Source organism: Streptomyces sp. CLCI03, from assembly GCF_053615355.1.
This window is the reverse complement of sequence record NZ_CM132132.1, coordinates 3117557-3134218: the sequence shown is the minus strand read 5'-3', so window position 1 is coordinate 3134218 and position 16662 is coordinate 3117557. Positions and strand designations below refer to the sequence as shown.

The window sequence follows — 16662 nt, the reverse complement described above, 5'->3', positions numbered from 1 at the left end:
GACGCCCTTCGTTCGGCGTGCGGACCGGGTCGATGGGTCAGGGCTGCTCGTGGTGGGCCTGGGTGATGAGGTCCGTGGCGACCTCCAAGGCCGCCAGGCGGGTCTCCTCGGGGTTCCCCTCCACATGCTGGAGGAACATCATCCCGGCGTGCAGGGTGAAGAGCGCGCTGACGCAGCGGACCTGGTCCGTCAGCGGGCCGTCCTGCGTGCGGAGCAGTTCCACCAGGGTGAAGAGCCGCTTCTTCACCGTCTCGCCGATGCTGAGCTCGCGCGTCGTCGCCTGGTTCTCCTGCATGAAGCGGTACAGCACGGCGCCGCCCGCCATCGCCTCGCTGTAGCGGCGCAGCACCTCGCGCTTGGTCTCCAGCGTGCGCGGCTGGCCCTCCGCCCAGGTGATCAGCTCGTCGATGGGCCGGGTCAGGTCCTCGAAGATGCTGATGATGATGTCTTCCTTGGTCTTGAAGTGGTAGTACAGCGCCGCCTTCGTGACCTCCAGCCGCTCCGCGATCTCGCGCAGCGACGTCTTCTCGTACCCCTGCTCGGCGAAGAGCTCCAGTGCGACGTCCTGGATGCGCTGACGCGTGTCGCCACGGCGTCGCTGCGGACTGCTGCTGGACATGGCTCTCCCCAATTACTTACTTGACGCCCGGCTAGTTGCGGGTCTACCGTCCCCATTGTAGTGAACTAGCCGGGCGGCAAGTAAGTGCCGGTGCGGGACGTAGTGCGAGAAGTAGGGCACAGGGGAGTGGACATGGTGGACACAGTCAAGCCTGCGGGAACCTCGGAGGAGGTGAAGCCGCGCAGCGTACGCGTCGTCCTCATGGCGCTCATGATCGCGATGCTGCTGGCGATGCTCGACAACATGATCATCGGCACCGCGATGCCGACGATCGTCGGCGAGCTCGGCGGCCTGGAGCACCTCTCGTGGGTGGTCACCGCCTACACGCTGGCCACCGCGGCCTCCACCCCCATCTGGGGCAAGCTCGGCGACATGTACGGGCGGAAGGGCTCCTTCCTCACCTCGATCGTCATCTTCCTGATCGGCTCCGCGCTCAGCGGCATGGCCCAGGACATGATCCAGCTGATCGGCTTCCGTGCGGTCCAGGGCCTCGGCGCCGGTGGTCTGATGGTCGGCGTCATGGCGATCATCGGCGACCTGATCCCGCCCCGTGAGCGCGGCAAGTACCAGGGCATGATGGCCGGCGTGATGGCCCTCGCCATGATCGGCGGCCCGCTGGTCGGCGGCACCATCACCGACCACTGGGGCTGGCGCTGGTCCTTCTACATCAACCTGCCGCTCGGCGTGGTCGCGCTGGCCATGGTCACCGCCGTGCTGCACCTGCCCAAGAAGCGGGCGCAGGGCAAGATCGACTACCTCGGCGCCGCGCTGCTGACCATCGCCATCACCTCCACCGTCCTCGTGACGACCTGGGGCGGCAACGAGTACGCGTGGGGCTCCGTCGAGATCCTCGGCCTCATCGCCGTCGGCGTCCTGTCGACCGCCGCGTTCCTCTACGCGGAGACCAAGGCCGCCGAGCCGGTCATGCCGCTGCACATCTTCCGCAGCCGCAACTTCACCCTGATGTCGGTGATCGGGTTCCTCGTCGGCTTCGCGATGTTCGGCGGCGTGCTCTACCTCCCGCTGTTCCAGCAGTCGGTGCAGGGCGCCTCCGCCACCAACTCGGGCCTGCTGCTCCTGCCCATGCTGCTGTCGATGATGGTCGTCTCGCTGATCGCGGGCCGTGTCACCACCAGCAGCGGCAAGTACAAGATGTTCCCGATCGCCGGTGGCGCGCTCATGGTCGTCGGGATGTTCCTGCTCGCGACCATGGACACCGGCACCACCCGCCTCGTGTCGGGCCTCTACATGGCCGTCCTCGGCGCCGGTCTCGGCTTCCTGATGCAGATCACCATGCTGGTCGCGCAGAACAGCGTCGAGATGAAGGACATGGGCGTCGCCTCCTCCTCGGCGACCCTCTTCCGTACGCTCGGCGGCTCCTTCGGCGTGGCCCTGATGGGCTCCCTCTTCACCGCCCGGGTCACGGACACCATGTCCGAGCGCCTGGGCCCGGAGGCGGCCGACGCCGCGGGCTCCGCCCAGCTGGACGCCGCGAGCCTGGCGAAGCTGCCCGAAGCGGTACGCGACGCCTACCAGCACGCGGTGGCCGCCGGTACGCACTCGGCGTTCCTGCTCGGCGCGGCCATCGCCGTACTGGGCTTCGCGGCGGCCTGGTTCGTCAAGGAGGTCCCGCTCCGCGGGGCGGGACCGGCTGCCCCGGCCGGCTCCGCGGACGGCGGCAAGGCGGCCCCGGCGGCGCAGGAGTCGCTCGCGCACTGACCGGACACGCACCGCGCCCGCACCGGCGCTCGCACCACCAGGAAGGCGGCACCACCGGGACGACCGGTGGTGCCGCCTTCCGGCACGTCCGGGCGGGCGTACAGGCCCTGGACCGGGTCGTCGGTCTGCCAGGGGTGCGCGAAGCTGTCGGGGCGCAGGCCCCATGCGGTGAGCGCGGCGCGCAGGGCGGCCTCGTCCGCCGCGTCCGCGGACGCGACGAGGACCGCGCCGATGTCGTAGTCGAAGCCGTCGAGGCGGTGGCCGTCGTACTCCCGGTGCCGGAGGTGGAAGCGGCGGCCCTTGTCCTGGCGCACCCAACCCTCGTCCCGCGCCCGGTCGTCGGACCGGTCGCGGACCGGGGTGATGTCCACGAAGGCGCGGCGGCCCGGACGGGACGCCGGGACCTCCGTCACCAGTTTCCGACCGAGGCGCAGCGTGGTCAGCTTGTCCACGGGCCAGTCGGATCCGTCATGCGTCGAGTCCTGGGACGAGTCCATGGCTTCATTCTGATCGGGTGTCGACCGGTGAACCTCCGCTCATCGCGGTCGACTTGGGATCCGGGTCGCGCCGCGCCGGAAGGTATGCCTGTTTCGGGCGTGTTCGCGTGGGCAGGTAGGCAACTCCCTGGAGGACTAAAGTCCCATCGGTCCCAACAGTCCCATAGCGCCGAATTTATGGGCTATTCGGCTGGAACTCCTCGCCTGCGATGAACGTCCTGATCCACAGAACGCTCGCAAAGCGGTTGGGGAGGACAGTTCATGAGTTTCTTGGCGCGTGCGAACAAGAAGGGCGTCCGGGCCGGTGCCGTCGTCGTGGCCTCGGCCACCGCCGTGGCGGCGACCGCGTGGGGTGTGGCCGTCCTGGTCGGACCTGGCGGAAGCGCTGCCTCCCAGCAGAACGTGGCCCGGCCGGGCGGCGGCGACGACGGTCGGCCCGGGCAGCAGCCCGGGAAGATACCCGAGGGCATAGCCCACGCGTCCGAGAGCGGCGGCGACGCCGTCAACATCACCATCGACGACGGTCCCGACCCCCGCTGGACCCCGAAGGTGCTGGACGTCCTTCGGCGGCACGAGGTCAAGGCGACCTTCTGCATGGTCGGACCGCAGGCCAAGGCCCATCCCGACCTGGTCAAGAAGGTGGTCGCGGCCGGACACCGGCTCTGCGACCACACCATGAACCACGACACGGCCATGGACAAGAAGCCCGTCGCCTACCAGGAGGCGCAGATCCTGGAGGCGAAGAAGCTGATCGAGGAAGCCGCGGGCGGCGGCGCGAAGGTCGAGTACTACCGGGCCCCCGGCGGCGCCTTCACCCCCGACAGCCGGCGCATCGCCGCCGCGCACGGCATGCGGCCGCTCGGCTGGAACGTCGACACCAAGGACTTCGACAAGCCGGGCACGGCCGCCATCGTGAACGCCGTCAAGCGCGAGATCGGCAACGGCCCGACCGTGCTCTTCCACGACGGAGGCGGCAACCGCGCCCAGACCGTCGACGCCCTCGACCAGGTGCTCACCTGGCTGAAGGAGCAGGGCCGGCCCACCGGCTTCCCCGTCCGCACCGCTCCCGAGCCCCCCGAGGCTCCCGGGGCCTCCGACGCCGGGACCGCCTCCGACGCGCACTGACGGCCCCTGACACGCCGTCCGCCGGGCGAACGGGTGACGGTCGACGACGCGGACCCGCCCGCGTTGTTCCCTGGTCGGGCACGTACACACGTACGCACGTACGCCCGACCAGGAGGCTCCCGTGGCCATCGCCCCCGCCAAACTGTCCGACCCGGTGGTCGGCGCCCTCGTCACCGCCGTCAACGCGCACGACAAGGACGCCTTCCTCGCGGTCCTGACCGCCGACGCGACCATGTCCGACGACGGCTCCGACCGCGATCTGCACGACTGGATCGACCGGGAGATCTTCGAATCCGGCGGCCACATGGACGTCCAGTCCGAGTCCGACGGCGGCCGTACCCTGCTGGTCAACTACCGCAACGACACCTGGGGCGAGATGCGCACCACCTGGCGCTTCGTCATCGCCCCCGGCGGCGGCCGGATCAGCCGCTTCGAGACCGGCCAGGCCTGACCGGACCCGCGGCGGCGCGTGGCGGCCGTACGCGATCCTCGTGGCCGGGCCCGGGGCACCGGGCGCTCCCGTACGGGTGAAAGCGCGCCCGCCGTCGTTCCGGCCCGCCACGGGGCTCCGTTGGTCCGGGCATGAAGCGCACCCGCATCGCCGCTCTCGCCCTCGCCACCGCCTCCGCCGCCCTCGCGCCCCTCCTGGGCCAGGCCGCCACCGCCGCGGAGGGCGGGGCGTACCTCCAGGACCCGGCCGGCGGCGAGAAGTCCATGAAGTCGATGTGGACCAAGGACGAGATGCACAAGGTGGAGGGGCAGCTCCGCTTCCACCCGGGAGTCCAGTACAAGACCGTCACCCGCCCGGGGCCCGCGGCCGCGCCGGACTACGAGCGACGCTCCGGCGACCCCAAGACCCTGGCCTGGCTGCCCTCGTACGAGTTCGCCTGGTCGGTGTCGGACTCGACGGTGGTGAAGAAGGCCGTGACGGTCAAGGAGGGCACGCACCCGATCGTCGTGCACGCGGTGCTGCGTGACGCGCACCGGGTCAAGGTCGGGGAAGTGCGCAAGGAGTTGGCGGGGAAGCCGCCGACCGGGCGCGAGAAGATCGCGGGCGGCAAGCGGATCGCCTGCGACACCGGGGAGTACACGGTGGAGTGGTCGGTCACCCGCTCGGGTTACGGAACGCTGGGGGGCACGCTGCGCTGGAACTCCAGCTGCGAGCAGTACCGGACGGCCTTCGCCTCGAACCACGGGCCGCAGGGCTGAGGGCCGCGGGGTCCGGGTGGAGGCCGGCCGCCCCGTGCACCTTGTGGGTGCTCGTCGGGCGACTGGGCCGAGGCCTTGGATCAAGTGCCGTAGTGGCCATGATGCCGCACGGGGTGGTCGGCGGCATGGGTCGGAAGTCCCGTGTCGAGGAAATTCTCAGTGCTTCTTGGAGGCCTGGGCGGCCTGCTGGGCGATGCCTTCCAGGACACCCTTCGGGTTGCCGGTCGGTTCCACCGCGCGTCCGATGTTGCGCTTGATGGTGTCGCTGACCGTCAGCCAGGCCGGGTCGTTGACCGGGTAGAGCTGGGCGCCGCGCAGCGCGTTGAGGAACTGCGTGTCGTTCTTGTCCAGGCCGCCGCCGGCCGGGGTGCGCGAGGCGGTGACGGTGGACGGCAGCAGGTGGTAGCGGTCGGCGAAGTCCGACAGGTTCTTGTCCTGGTAGATGAACTCCAGGAACTTGCCGATCTCCGCGCGCTTGCCGTTCTGCTTGAAGGCCATCATCCAGTCGGCGACACCGACGGTGGGCGGCGGCACCCCGGTGCCGAGGTTGTCCGAGACGGGCATGGACGTGGTCGAGACGCTGATGCCCTTGGTGCGCGCCTCGTGGGCGAGCGAGGGATAGCCGTTGACCATGCCGACCTCGCCGCGCAGGAAGGCGGCGAAGGCGTCGGCGCGGTTCAGCTCCGACGGCGGGGTCGGGCCGGTGAGTCCGGGCGCGACCATCTCGCGCTTGACCCAGTCCCAGGTCTCGATGTTCTGCTCCGAGGCCAGGCTGTAGTTGCCGGCGCTGTCCGCGTAGCCACCGCCGTTGCTCAGCTCCCAGATCAGCGCCTCGGCGTGCGCCTCCTCCGGGCCGAGCGGCAGGGCGTAGGGGTACTTCACGCCCTTGTCCTTGAGCACCTTGGCGTCGGCCTTGAGGTCGCCCCAGGTCTTCGGGGGCTCCTTGATGCCCGCCTTGGTGAAGAGCGCCTCATTGTAGAAGAGGAGCCGGCTGCTCGCCACGAAGGGCAGGCCGTAGAGGGTGTTGCCGACGGAGCCGGCGTCGGCGAGCGGCTGGAGGAAATTCGCCTCGGCGGTGACCGAGAGGAGTTCGTCCGCGGGATACAGCTTCCCCTGGGCCGCGAAGTCCGAGTAGGACCCCATCAGGGCCACATCCGGGGCCTTGTCGGCCTTGACCATGCGGGAGACCTCACGGTCGATGTCGGCCCACGGCAGGAGCTTGACGTCGAGCTTGATTCCGGGGTGCGCCTCGTTGAAATCCTTCGCCGTCTTCTCCCAGTAAGGCTTGGAACTGGTGGCCGGGCCGTCGCCGTATTCGGCGGCGACCAGATGCAGTGTGGTGGCGTCACCTGCATCGTCGCCGGATCCACCACATCCGGCCAGCGGTATCAACAGACCGAGCGCGGCCGTGGTGGCGGTCGCGCCGGAAATTCTTCGTCGCACGGGTGTATTCCCCTGATTTTCTTTTGGATCCTGTTATTACTTATGAGTTGCTCCGGACGGAGGTGTCCCTCGATGGCCCGTTGGCCGGAATTCTCTCCTGAGGGAGGGGTGGTTGATTCCATTGGGGCCCCACTTGTGTTCAATGCTCCAAGCCGGGCTTTTCCTCATGGTGTTTTCCGATATGTGATCCGAATAGTGGACGCGCGTAGACATGCCGAAAAGCCCGTTCCGGTCCCGGAACGGGCTCCGCGCGCCCGTCGGGGTCCGCGTCGGGATCGCCACGGCCGCGTCGGCCGCCGTCGGCCGCGCCGGCCGAGTACAAGGGAAGGCGGACCGCCGACCCACGGCGTGGCGAGACGAGGAGCACCATGTCGCACACCCGGCCCGCTCCACGCCGCCCGGAAGCCGGACTCGCCCTCGCGCTGGCCTTCGTGGCCGCCGCCGTGGTCTTCGCCGCCGTCTTCCTCGTCGGCCGGGTGAACACCCCGGACTACACCGCGACACTGTTCGGCCTGACGGACACCGCCGCCGTGCGTCTGAAGGCGCAGCTCGCGACCGGGGTCCTGGTGTTGGCCGCTCTCCAACTGCTGTTGGCCCTGTGGATGTACGGCCGGCTGCCCGGGGTGCGTCGGATGCCGGGGCCGGTGCCGATCACCCACCGGATCGTCGGTGTGGTCCTGTTCGCCCTCACCGTCCCGATCACGGTGCACTGCGTCCGGGCGTACGGCGTCCAGTTGAGCGGCTCGCGCGCGGCGGTGCACTCGATCGCGGGCTGCTTCTTCTACGGGGCGTTCGCCGCCAAGGTCCTGCTGGTGCGGAGCCGGCGCCTGCCGGGCTGGGCCCTGCCCCTGGCCGGGGGCGCGCTGGTGGTCGTGGTGGTGGTCCTCTGGTACACGAGTGCCCTGTGGTACTTCGACGGCGGCAGCGTGCCGCTGCTGTCGCTCGGACCCCACCACCTGCCGCCGGCCTGATCCGAAAGGCAGGCCCTAGTCGGCGAACTCGCCCGCATACGGATCGGGCTCGCCCGTCTCCGGGTTGCGGCCCTCCTGCCAGCGCCGCTGGGCCTTGCGCCAGTGCACGAAGCTGAGGTGGCCGCCGTCCCAGAAGGTGATGCTGACGGGGCTCACGTCGAACTCGTCGGAGCACAGCCGGTAGAGGAACTCCGCCATGCCGTACGGATACACCGCGAAGGAGTCGGCGGTGTGCCGCCCGCAGACCAGGACCGGCCACCGGTCCGGGTCGGGGTCCGAGGTGAGCCAGCACAGGATGTCCGACCCGCCGGTGACGCCCCAGGCGATGATCGACTCCGGGTCCACGTCGAAGGCGGCGCGGCCGCCCTCCGCCTCCCAGGCCTGCCGCGCGTTGCCGGTCTCCTCGGCCATCCCGGCCGGGTCCCACTGGAGTCCGGGCTTGGGCAGCGGCAGCAGGATGCTGGCCTCGCCGTTGATGGAACCCGCGCCGAAGCGGCCCATGAACGCGACGAAATCGGCCGGGAACCGGGTCCCCCAGACGGCCTCCACCGCCGGCCAGTCGATGTCCTCGTCGGCGCCGTGCGTCGCCGGCATGATCTGCTCCAGCGCCTTGATCCGCGCGTTCTCCGTCATGCCGCTCCCCTGATGCCCCAGCTCAACCGCCCCAACCTACTGCCAGCGAGGGGCCTCGCCTAGCGGGTGTCTTGCCGGTCGGACCGGCGTGGCCGGCGACGCGCCCCTTACGGGGCGAGACGCCCGGCCGTGTCCACCGCGATGGTGATCCCCGCCCGCAGTCCCCAGCCCGCCATGGCACCGGCCGCCGACTCCAGGACGTGCCGGGAGCGCAGCCGCGGCAGTCCGAGCCGGCCCGGCGCCATGGTGACCACCGCGAGCACCCCGAACGCGCGGTCGAGGTACGCCACATCGATCGCGAACCGCATCCGGAAGGTGTGCACGCTCGCCGCGGGGGTCAACAGCATCGCGCCGTCGATCCCGTCCCGCCCGAGCAGCCCGCGGGTCCGCGCCCCGTACGAGGCGGCGACCTCCAGCGGGATCTCCGTAGGGTCCGCGCCGACCCGCAGCACGGCCCGGCCGTCTTGCCAGTGCGCCATGGCGGCCACCTTAGGGGGTGTTCTACCTTCGCCGGATGACGGGTGTGCTCGTGATCGTTCTCGCCGCCGGGTACGGCGTGGCCGCCGGGCTCCTGCTGCCGCGCCCCGCCTACCGCCTCTCCGTCGAGCCGGGGGACCCCTGGCAGGGCCGCTGCCCGCAGGGACACCGGCTGCCCGGCCGGCTGGGGGGCTGGCTCGGACCGGCCCGCTGCCGGCCCTCGGCGGTGGCGCCCGCGCCCCCGCACGCCTACGGGCGGCGGGCCGCACCCCTGGCCGCGCTCACCGCCGCGGTCTGCGCCGGGCTCGCCGCGGCCGTCGGCGCGCGCCCCGAGCTGGTGGCCTACGTGGGCCTCGCCCCGCTGCTGGTCCTGCTCGCCCTCGTCGACCGCGCCGTGCACCGGCTGCCCGACGTACTGACCCTGCCGCTCGCCGCCGCGGTCGCCGCGTTGCTCGGTGCGGCCGCCCTCGCGCCCGGCTCCGCCGGGTCCTGGCGGCTCGCGCTGCTGGGCGGCGGCGCGCTGGGAGCCGCGTACCTGATGCTCCATCTGATCAACCCCGCCGGCATGGGCTTCGGCGACGTCAAGCTGGCGCTCTCGCTGGGGGTCGCTCTTGGGTGGTACGGGTGGGGGGTATGGTCCGCGGGGGCCTTCCTCGGCCTGCTCTACGGGGCCCTGTACGGCCTGTACGTGCTCCTGCGCAGGCCCGACGAGCGGAATCAGGGGTACGCGTTCGGCCCCTTCATGGCGGCCGGAGCGCTCACCGGAGTGCTGCTGGGCGGTTTCGGAGCGTAATCATTCTGCGCCGATGCACGCAGCATGCTTTACGAAGGGTTATGGTGGAACCCCCCCCTCGGGCCGGTCCGTATCCCCCCCACGGACCGGCCCGTTTTTCGTTTTCCGGCATTTCGACCGTGCTGCGTGACGAACGCGCAGGTCAGCCCCGTTGGGCCCAGATGTTGGTGCCGGGGGTGGAGACGGCGAGGGCGTCGATCTCCTTCAACTCGGCCTCGGTGAGCGGCGCGGACGCCAGCGCGGCCACGTTCTCCTCCAGCTGCGGCACGCTCGACGCGCCGATCAGGGCCGAGGTCATCCGGTCGTCGCGGAGCACCCACTTGAGCGCCAGCTGGGCGAGCGACTGCCCGCGGCGGGCCGCGATCTCGTTCAGACCGGTCAGCCGGCGGAGCACCTCGTCCGAGAGCAGATCCGGGTTCAGGGACTTGCCCTGCGCGGCGCGTGAGTCCGCCGGGATGCCCTTCAGGTACTTGCCGGTCAGCATGCCCTGGGCGAGCGGCGCGAAGGAGATGCAGCCCATGCCGGCGTCCTCCAGGGTGTCCAGCAGCCCGTCCTCCTCCGTCCAGCGGTTGATCATGGAGTAGGACGGCTGGTGGATGAGCGGGCGCACGCCCATTCCGCGCAGGATCCGGACGGCCTCGGCCGTCTGCTCCGCCGTGTAGGAGGAGACGCCCACGTACAGGGCCTTGCCCTGCTGGACCGCGGACGCGAGGGCGCCCATGGTCTCCTCCAGCGGGGTCTCCGGGTCGAAGCGGTGCGAGTAGAAGATGTCGACGTAGTCCACGCCCATCCGCTTCAGCGAGGCGTCGAGCGAGCTGAGCAGGTACTTGCGGCTGCCCCACTCGCCGTACGGCCCGGGGTGCATCAGGTAGCCGGCCTTGGTCGAAAGGATCAGCTCGTCGCGGTAGGCCGCGAAGTCCTGCGAAAAGATCTTGCCGAAGTTCAGCTCGGCCGAGCCGGGCGGCGGACCGTAGTTGTTCGCCAGGTCGAAGTGGGTGATGCCGAGGTCGAAGGCCCGACGGAGGATCGCCCGCTGGGACTCCAGGGACCGGTCGTCACCGAAGTTGTGCCAGAGGCCGAGGGAGATTGCGGGGAGCTTGAGGCCGCTGTGGCCGGTGCGGCGGTACTCCATGGAGTCGTAGCGCGAGGGCTCTGCCCGATAGGGATTGGTATCAGTCACGTTGTCCTCCCTATCACGGAGTTGTGACAGACCGAGTTGGGTACCCCATCCCGGCGCGCAGTAATGTGGCGGACTCGGGGGTGGGACCGCATTTCGCACGGGGGCAAGGCACGGAGGGGCTGGAAGATCGTGAAGCTGCGCGACCTGGTGTACAGGCTTTACGCACGCCGGGTGGAAGGCCGCCTCGACCATGACGCGGCGCCCAAGCACATCGGCGTCATCCTGGACGGGAACCGCCGCTGGGCGAAGGCGTCCGGAGGGACGACGGAGCAGGGCCACCAGGCCGGCGCCGACAAGATCTCCGAGATGCTGGGCTGGTGCACCGAGACGGACGTCGAGGTCGTCACCCTGTGGATGCTCTCCACGGACAACCTGGACCGGCCGGAGGTCGAGCTCCGCCCGCTGCTCAACATCATCGAGAACACCGTCCGGGGCCTGGCCGCGGACGGCCGCTGGCGGGTCCACCACGTCGGCAACCTCGACATCCTGCCCGCCCGGACGCAGAACGTCCTCAAGGAGGCCGAGCAGGCCACCCACGACGTCGACGGGATACTCGTCAACGTCGCCGTCGGCTACGGCGGCCGCCAGGAGATCGCCGACGCGGTCCGCTCGCTGCTGCTGGAGCACGCGCGCAAGGGCACCTCCTTCGAGGAGCTCGCCGAGATCCTCGACATCGACCACATCGCCGAGCACCTCTACACGCGCGGCCAGCCGGACCCGGACCTCGTCATCCGCACCAGCGGCGAGCAGCGGCTGTCCGGATTCATGCTGTGGCAGAGCGCGCACAGCGAGTACTACTTCTGCGAAGTCTTCTGGCCGGCCTTCCGCAAGGTCGACTTCCTGCGGGCCCTGCGCGACTACGCGGCCCGCCACCGGCGCTACGGCACCTGATTCCACGGAGGGGGTTTCCCGCCCCCTCGGTCCCGGCACCCCCTCCCCTCGAAGCCTTCACCAGGGATTCACCGAGCGTCCGTCATATGCCATGGCATGGCCTGGCTTGTTCGGGGAATATCCCTTTCAGGTCGATGCCCGATCCACGGGTGTCGAGTCTCAGCGGACGACATGGGGTCGTCCGCCCGGGAGGCCCTTTGCACCAGGACGCACGTGCGGTTCGCACGGACGGAGTGGAGGGCCGGAAATCGGCCCTGGCATGGGTGCCGATGACCGGTCCGGTCTTCATGGCCCGACCTCTTCCGAGGGGGTACGTCCTTCCGTGGTGACCAGCACAAAGAGCCGCCTGCAAGACAGGCGGACCTACGTCCTCGACACCAGCGTCCTGCTGGCAGACCCCAACGCGATCTCCCGCTTCGACGAGCACGAGGTCGTGCTCCCGATCGTGGTGATCACCGAGCTGGAGGCAAAGAGGCACCATCCCGAACTCGGCTACTTCGCGCGCCAGGCCCTGCGCCTGCTCGACGACTTCCGGGTTCGCAACGGTCGCCTGGACGCCCCCATCCCGCTGGGCGATCTGGGCGGCACCCTGCGCGTCGAGCTCAACCACTCCGACACGAGCGTCCTGCCCGCCGGCTTCAGGTTGGGGGACAACGACTCGCGGATCCTCGCGGTCGCCCGCAACCTCCAGGCCGAGGGCTACGACGTCACGGTGGTCTCGAAGGATCTCCCGCTGCGCATCAAGGCCTCCTCCGTGGGGCTGATCGCCGAGGAGTACCGCGCGGAACTCGCGATCACCGACGCCGGCTGGACGGGCATGAGCGATCTCGCCCTCTCCGGGGAACAGGTGGACCTCCTCTACTCGGAGGACCGCCTCTACGTGCCGGAGGCCGCGGAACTGCCCGTGCACACCGGACTGGTCCTGCAGTCCGAGCGAGGCAAGGCCCTCGGCCGGGTCACGGCGGACGGCAACGTGAAGCTCGTACGCGGTGACCGGGAGGCCTTCGGGCTGCACGGCCGCAGCGCCGAGCAGCGCATCGCGCTCGACCTCCTCCTCGACCCCGAGATCGGGATCATCTCGATGGGCGGCCGGGCCGGCACCGGAAAGTCGGCGCTGGCGCTCTGCGCGGGGCTGGAAGCGGTCCTGGAGCGCAGGCAGCACCAGAAGGTGATGGTCTTCCGGCCGCTGTACGCGGTGGGCGGTCAGGACCTCGGCTATCTGCCGGGGGACGCCTCCGAGAAGATGAGCCCCTGGGCGCAGGCGGTCTTCGACACCCTCTCGGCGGTCGCCGGGCGCGAGGTCATCGAGGAGGTGCTGAACCGCGGGATGCTGGAGGTCCTGCCGCTCACGCACATCCGAGGCCGCTCGCTGCACGACGCCTTCGTGATCGTGGACGAGGCGCAGTCGCTGGAGCGCAATGTCCTGCTGACCGTTCTGTCCCGAATCGGGGCCAATTCGCGGGTCGTTCTGACCCACGATGTCGCCCAGCGGGACAACCTTCGGGTCGGTCGGTACGACGGAGTGGTCGCCGTGGTCGAGAAGTTGAAGGGCCACCCGCTCTTCGCCCACATCACGCTGACGCGCTCGGAGCGCTCCCCGATCGCCGCACTGGTCACCGAGATGCTGGAGAACCTCTGAGGGTCGTATCGGTCAAAAACCCCATAGCGGGAAGGTGAGTTGGCGCCGCCCGGCAAAGGCCCCAGAGCCTAGCCGGGCGGCGTCGTGCTGCACAGGTCTTTGCTCGAATCGATGGCGACATGCCAGGTGTGATCTTTCACACGCAGTGGAGAATTGCCTTGCGGTGTGGCGTTCCGGCAGAGTCTGGTTTCCGTCAGGCCCCGCATACGGCACACCTGTATCTCCCGTGAGGTACGCGCAGCACCACAACTCCACAGCCGTTCGCCGTATGCCGCCCGGAGCTACACGCGGCAGTCCCCGCAAGGGGGTTGCCCACGGGCCCGCGCCTCCAGTGACCGTAGAACCACGGAGGCCAGAGTCGAGGGCACTTTTGCGCCCGCGCGGTCACTGCGGACGCTGCTGGAAGGACACCGTGTGAGCCGGATCTCGGTCCGGGGGTTCGCCGTGGCTTCGGCCACCGCGGTCACCACCGTCGGCGCAGTCGTAGGCGTTGCCACCGGCGACCCCACGAACGATCTCGAGACGACCGCGTCCGGCGCGACGCTCCTCGCCGAAATCCCGGTCGGCGACCAGGCACAGGTCCAGAGCGCGTCCCTGACGCAGCAGGCCGATGCCATCGCCCACGCCGCCGATGCCGACGCCAAGCGTTCCGCCGAGGAGGCCGCGCGCGTCCAGGCCGCCGAGGACGCCAAGTCCAAGAAGGCGGAGGCCGAGAAGGAGAAGGCCGAGGCCGAGGCGAAGCTCAAGAAGGAACGCGAGGAGAAGGAGCAGGTCGCCAGCCGCTCCGCCGCTCGCGACGCCGGCGACTTCGCCCCCCAGAGCTCCTACACGGTCGCTCAGGTCAAGGCCATCGCTCAGCAGATGGTCCCCGCCGGCCAGTTCCAGTGCTTCTCGAACATCATCAACCAGGAATCCACCTGGAACTACAAGGCCGTCAACTCCTCCTCGGGAGCCTACGGTCTGGTCCAGGCGCTGCCCGGTTCGAAGATGGCCTCGGCCGGTGCGGACTGGCGCACGAACCCCGCCACGCAGATCAAGTGGGGTCTGAACTACATGGAAGACCGCTACGGCAGCCCCTGCAGCGCCTGGAGCTTCCACCAGGCCAACGGCTGGTACTAGGAGCCCGGGCCGCCGCGAGCGGCCCGGCACCGATCGACCCGGGGGAGCCCCGCACCGTCCTACGGTGCGGGGCTCCTCGCGTGTACGGTCTTCGAGGTGAGCCCGTAGACCGGGGGCGGGGGAAGGAAAGCGACATGGCGAAGAGGGAAGGCTGGCTCGGCCGGCTCGGGAACGAACTGAACCGGATGGAGGCGCGGCTCAACGAGCGGCGTGCCGAGGTCGAGGCCGAGACCAGCGGCGACCTGCCGCACCCCGCCGGTTCCGGGCGGGCGCCGGAGGCCGGGGCCGCCGAAGCGGGTGCCGCCGCGGCGGTCGGAGTCGTTCCCGCGCCGCCCGCCTACCCGCCCGTGGTCCCCGCGCCCCACCTCGCCGCCCCGGCCGCGCCCGTGCGCCCCGACCCGGCGAGCGTCGTCCCCTGGGGGATGCGCGTCGCCGCCGAGGCCAGCTGGCGGCTGCTGCTGCTCGCCGGGATGCTCTGGGTGCTGATGAAGGTGATCAGCGAAGTCCGCCTGGTCGTCCTCGCCTTCGCCGCCGCCATGCTCGTCACCGCGATGCTCCAGCCCTTCGTGGTCCGGCTGCGCAGACTGGGTCTGCCGCGTGGTCTGGCCACGGCCGTCACGGCGATCCTCGGCTTCGTGGTCATCGGGCTCGTCGGTTGGTTCGTGGTCTGGCAGGTGATGGAGAACCTCGACGACCTCTCCGACCGGGTCCGCGACGGCATCAACGAGCTCAAGCTCTGGGCACTGGACAGTCCGTTCCACGTGACCGAGAAGCAGATCAACGACATCGCGAAGAATCTCAGCGAGACCATCGGCACCAACACCGAGCAGATCACCTCCGCCGGACTGCAGGGCGTGACGGTGCTCGTCGAGGTCCTGACGGGCATTCTGCTCGCGATGTTCTCCACGCTCTTCCTGCTCTACGACGGCAAGCGCATCTGGAACTGGGCGCTGGGCCTGGTCCCGTCCGCCGCCCGCGCCGGTGTCGCCGGTGCCGGTCCGCGCGCCTGGCGCACGCTGACCGCCTATGTGCGCGGCACGGTCATCGTCGCCCTCATCGACGCCATCTTCATCGGCCTCGGCATCTACTTCCTGGACGTGCCGATGGCGGTGCCGCTGGCCGTCTTCATCTTCCTGTTCGCCTTCATCCCGCTGGTCGGCGCCGTGGTGTCGGGAGCCCTCGCGGTGGTCGTGGCGCTCGTGACCCAGGGCGTGTTCACCGCCCTGATGGTGCTGCTGGTGGTGCTGGCGGTGCAGCAGATCGAGGGCCACGTGCTCCAACCCTTCATCCTCGGCCGGGCCGTACGGGTGCACCCGCTCGCGGTGGTGCTCTCGGTGGCCGCCGGCGGCATGATCGCGGGCATCGGCGGGGCGGTCGTCGCGGTGCCTCTGGTGGCCGTCACCAACACGGTGGTGGGCTATCTGAAGGCGTACTCGCGGGAGCAGCACCACCTCGGATCCGGAATGATCGGCCCGGGCCCGCACGGTTCCACGGCGTTGAGCGTGGCTCCCGAGGGCGAGGGCCACAGCACGACCTGACCGGCTCGACGGCGGCAGTACTCGACATCCAGGGGGGGCGTACATGATCGGGGAACCCGAGCTCGACGGGGAGTGGGGGCCCGCGGCCTCGACCCCGGCCGAGGTCGTGGCAGGTGAGCCCGGACGGTTACCGGTCCGGGCGCCGGCCCGCCCGTGGCGGTGGGTGGCGGCGGCGGTGGTGGTCACCTCCGCGCTGTGGGCGGGCGGGCTGTACGCCTTCGGGGACCGGACGGCCGAGCCGGAGATCCGCTACCGGGTCACGGACGACCTCTGCGGCCAGTACAAGGCCCCGGCCCTGGACGGACTGCTGGGCGGCCTCCCGAACGCCGCGTCGGAGGAAGGCAGCCGGCATCCGGCACTGGACTGGGCGAGGTGCTCCCGCAGGAGCGGCCGGCCGGACTCCAGCAGGAGCGTCGAGACGACGGCTCTGGTCGAACTGCACAAGAAGACCGATCCGGCCGCCGAGTTCGCGCTCGACACCCCCGTCAGCCGGTGGTTCGCACCCAGCGGCGGCGCGTGGGAGTCGGTGCCCGGCCTCGGGGAGGAGGCCCTCGTCACCAGCCCCGGGGAAGAGACCGGGACCGGCTTGCGGCTGCGGGTCCGTGACGGCGGCGCGGTGTTCACGATCGACGTGTCGGCCTACGAGTCGATGGGCGAGGACGGCCCCGACCTCCCGGCGGATTCCCTGCCGCGCCCGGACCGGGATGCCCTGGTGGCCGCGGCCGTCGAGGACGTGCGGGCGCTGATGACCGCCCTGCGCACGAGCTGACGACGCAGGGCCCCGCGACCGTGTCCGGTCGCGGGGCCCT

16 protein-coding genes are annotated in these 16662 nt (G+C 70.3%); 11 read left to right on the top strand and 5 right to left on the bottom strand.

Annotated features, from left to right (window positions below; all coding sequences use genetic code 11):
* Positions 1–37: 37 nt before the first annotated feature.
* Complete coding sequence (locus ACWG52_RS14165; RefSeq protein ID WP_161296406.1) at positions 38–619, bottom strand: TetR/AcrR family transcriptional regulator; 582 nt, start codon at positions 617–619, stop codon at positions 38–40.
* 132 nt (positions 620–751) lie between these two features.
* Here ACWG52_RS14165 and ACWG52_RS14160 point away from each other — a divergent pair, with 132 nt between their 5' ends.
* The 4 genes from ACWG52_RS14160 (at position 752) to ACWG52_RS14145 (ending at position 5169) form a co-directional block, all read left to right on the top strand.
* On the top strand, positions 752–2338 hold the full coding sequence (locus tag ACWG52_RS14160) for an MDR family MFS transporter (RefSeq protein WP_389807459.1): 1587 nt from the start codon (positions 752–754) through the stop codon (positions 2336–2338).
* Positions 2339–3096: 758 nt separating this feature from the next.
* Positions 3097–3960, top strand: coding sequence for a polysaccharide deacetylase family protein (locus tag ACWG52_RS14155; protein ID WP_453128852.1), 864 nt, complete (start codon positions 3097–3099; stop codon positions 3958–3960).
* 121 nt (positions 3961–4081) lie between these two features.
* Positions 4082–4411, top strand: a complete 330-nt coding sequence (locus tag ACWG52_RS14150; RefSeq protein ID WP_033218364.1) for a hypothetical protein — start codon at positions 4082–4084, stop codon at positions 4409–4411.
* A 131-nt stretch (positions 4412–4542) separates the two neighbouring features.
* Complete coding sequence (locus ACWG52_RS14145; RefSeq protein WP_389807455.1) at positions 4543–5169, top strand: hypothetical protein; 627 nt, start codon at positions 4543–4545, stop codon at positions 5167–5169.
* A gap of 156 nt (positions 5170–5325) precedes the next feature.
* On the opposite strand, the gene ACWG52_RS14140 is transcribed toward ACWG52_RS14145, so the two are convergent.
* Positions 5326–6612 carry an ABC transporter substrate-binding protein gene (locus ACWG52_RS14140; protein ID WP_389807453.1) on the bottom strand — a complete coding sequence of 429 codons (1287 nt, stop codon included), beginning with the start codon at positions 6610–6612 and terminating at the stop codon, positions 5326–5328.
* A 368-nt stretch (positions 6613–6980) separates the two neighbouring features.
* Here ACWG52_RS14140 and ACWG52_RS14135 point away from each other — a divergent pair, with 368 nt between their 5' ends.
* Positions 6981–7583, top strand: coding sequence for a DUF6529 family protein (locus tag ACWG52_RS14135; protein ID WP_389807451.1), 603 nt, complete (start codon positions 6981–6983; stop codon positions 7581–7583).
* 15 nt (positions 7584–7598) lie between these two features.
* Here the strand turns inward: ACWG52_RS14135 and ACWG52_RS14130 are convergent, their stop codons facing one another.
* Both ACWG52_RS14130 and ACWG52_RS14125 read right to left on the bottom strand, forming a co-directional pair.
* The gene (locus ACWG52_RS14130; RefSeq protein WP_389807449.1) at positions 7599–8216 is read right to left on the bottom strand and encodes an SMI1/KNR4 family protein; all 618 of its coding nucleotides are present in this window, start codon (positions 8214–8216) and stop codon (positions 7599–7601) included.
* Positions 8217–8323: 107 nt separating this feature from the next.
* On the bottom strand, positions 8324–8695 hold the full coding sequence (locus ACWG52_RS14125; protein WP_389807447.1) for a DUF192 domain-containing protein: 372 nt from the start codon (positions 8693–8695) through the stop codon (positions 8324–8326).
* 35 nt (positions 8696–8730) lie between these two features.
* Here ACWG52_RS14125 and ACWG52_RS14120 point away from each other — a divergent pair, with 35 nt between their 5' ends.
* Positions 8731–9486, top strand: a complete 756-nt coding sequence (locus ACWG52_RS14120; protein ID WP_389807446.1) for a prepilin peptidase — start codon at positions 8731–8733, stop codon at positions 9484–9486.
* Between the two features lie 142 nt (positions 9487–9628).
* On the opposite strand, the gene mgrA is transcribed toward ACWG52_RS14120, so the two are convergent.
* The gene (mgrA, locus tag ACWG52_RS14115; protein ID WP_453128848.1) at positions 9629–10666 is read right to left on the bottom strand and encodes an L-glyceraldehyde 3-phosphate reductase; all 1038 of its coding nucleotides are present in this window, start codon (positions 10664–10666) and stop codon (positions 9629–9631) included.
* A 129-nt stretch (positions 10667–10795) separates the two neighbouring features.
* Between mgrA and ACWG52_RS14110 the strand changes: the two genes are divergently transcribed.
* The 5 genes from ACWG52_RS14110 to ACWG52_RS14090 all read left to right on the top strand — a co-directional run bounded on the left by ACWG52_RS14110 (position 10796) and on the right by ACWG52_RS14090 (position 16622).
* Positions 10796–11557 (top strand): isoprenyl transferase, encoded by a 762-nt coding sequence (locus tag ACWG52_RS14110; RefSeq protein WP_030011184.1) that lies wholly within the window; start codon positions 10796–10798, stop codon positions 11555–11557.
* Positions 11558–11879: 322 nt separating this feature from the next.
* Positions 11880–13196: a PhoH family protein gene (locus ACWG52_RS14105; protein ID WP_030712123.1), complete on the top strand. Its 1317-nt coding sequence runs from the start codon at positions 11880–11882 to the stop codon at positions 13194–13196.
* A 414-nt stretch (positions 13197–13610) separates the two neighbouring features.
* Positions 13611–14315 carry an aggregation-promoting factor C-terminal-like domain-containing protein gene (locus tag ACWG52_RS14100; protein WP_389807443.1) on the top strand — a complete coding sequence of 235 codons (705 nt, stop codon included), beginning with the start codon at positions 13611–13613 and terminating at the stop codon, positions 14313–14315.
* Positions 14316–14449: 134 nt separating this feature from the next.
* Positions 14450–15853, top strand: coding sequence for an AI-2E family transporter (locus ACWG52_RS14095; protein ID WP_389807441.1), 1404 nt, complete (start codon positions 14450–14452; stop codon positions 15851–15853).
* A 43-nt stretch (positions 15854–15896) separates the two neighbouring features.
* Positions 15897–16622 (top strand): hypothetical protein, encoded by a 726-nt coding sequence (locus ACWG52_RS14090; RefSeq protein ID WP_390166177.1) that lies wholly within the window; start codon positions 15897–15899, stop codon positions 16620–16622.
* The last annotated feature ends 40 nt before the right edge of the window (positions 16623–16662 follow it).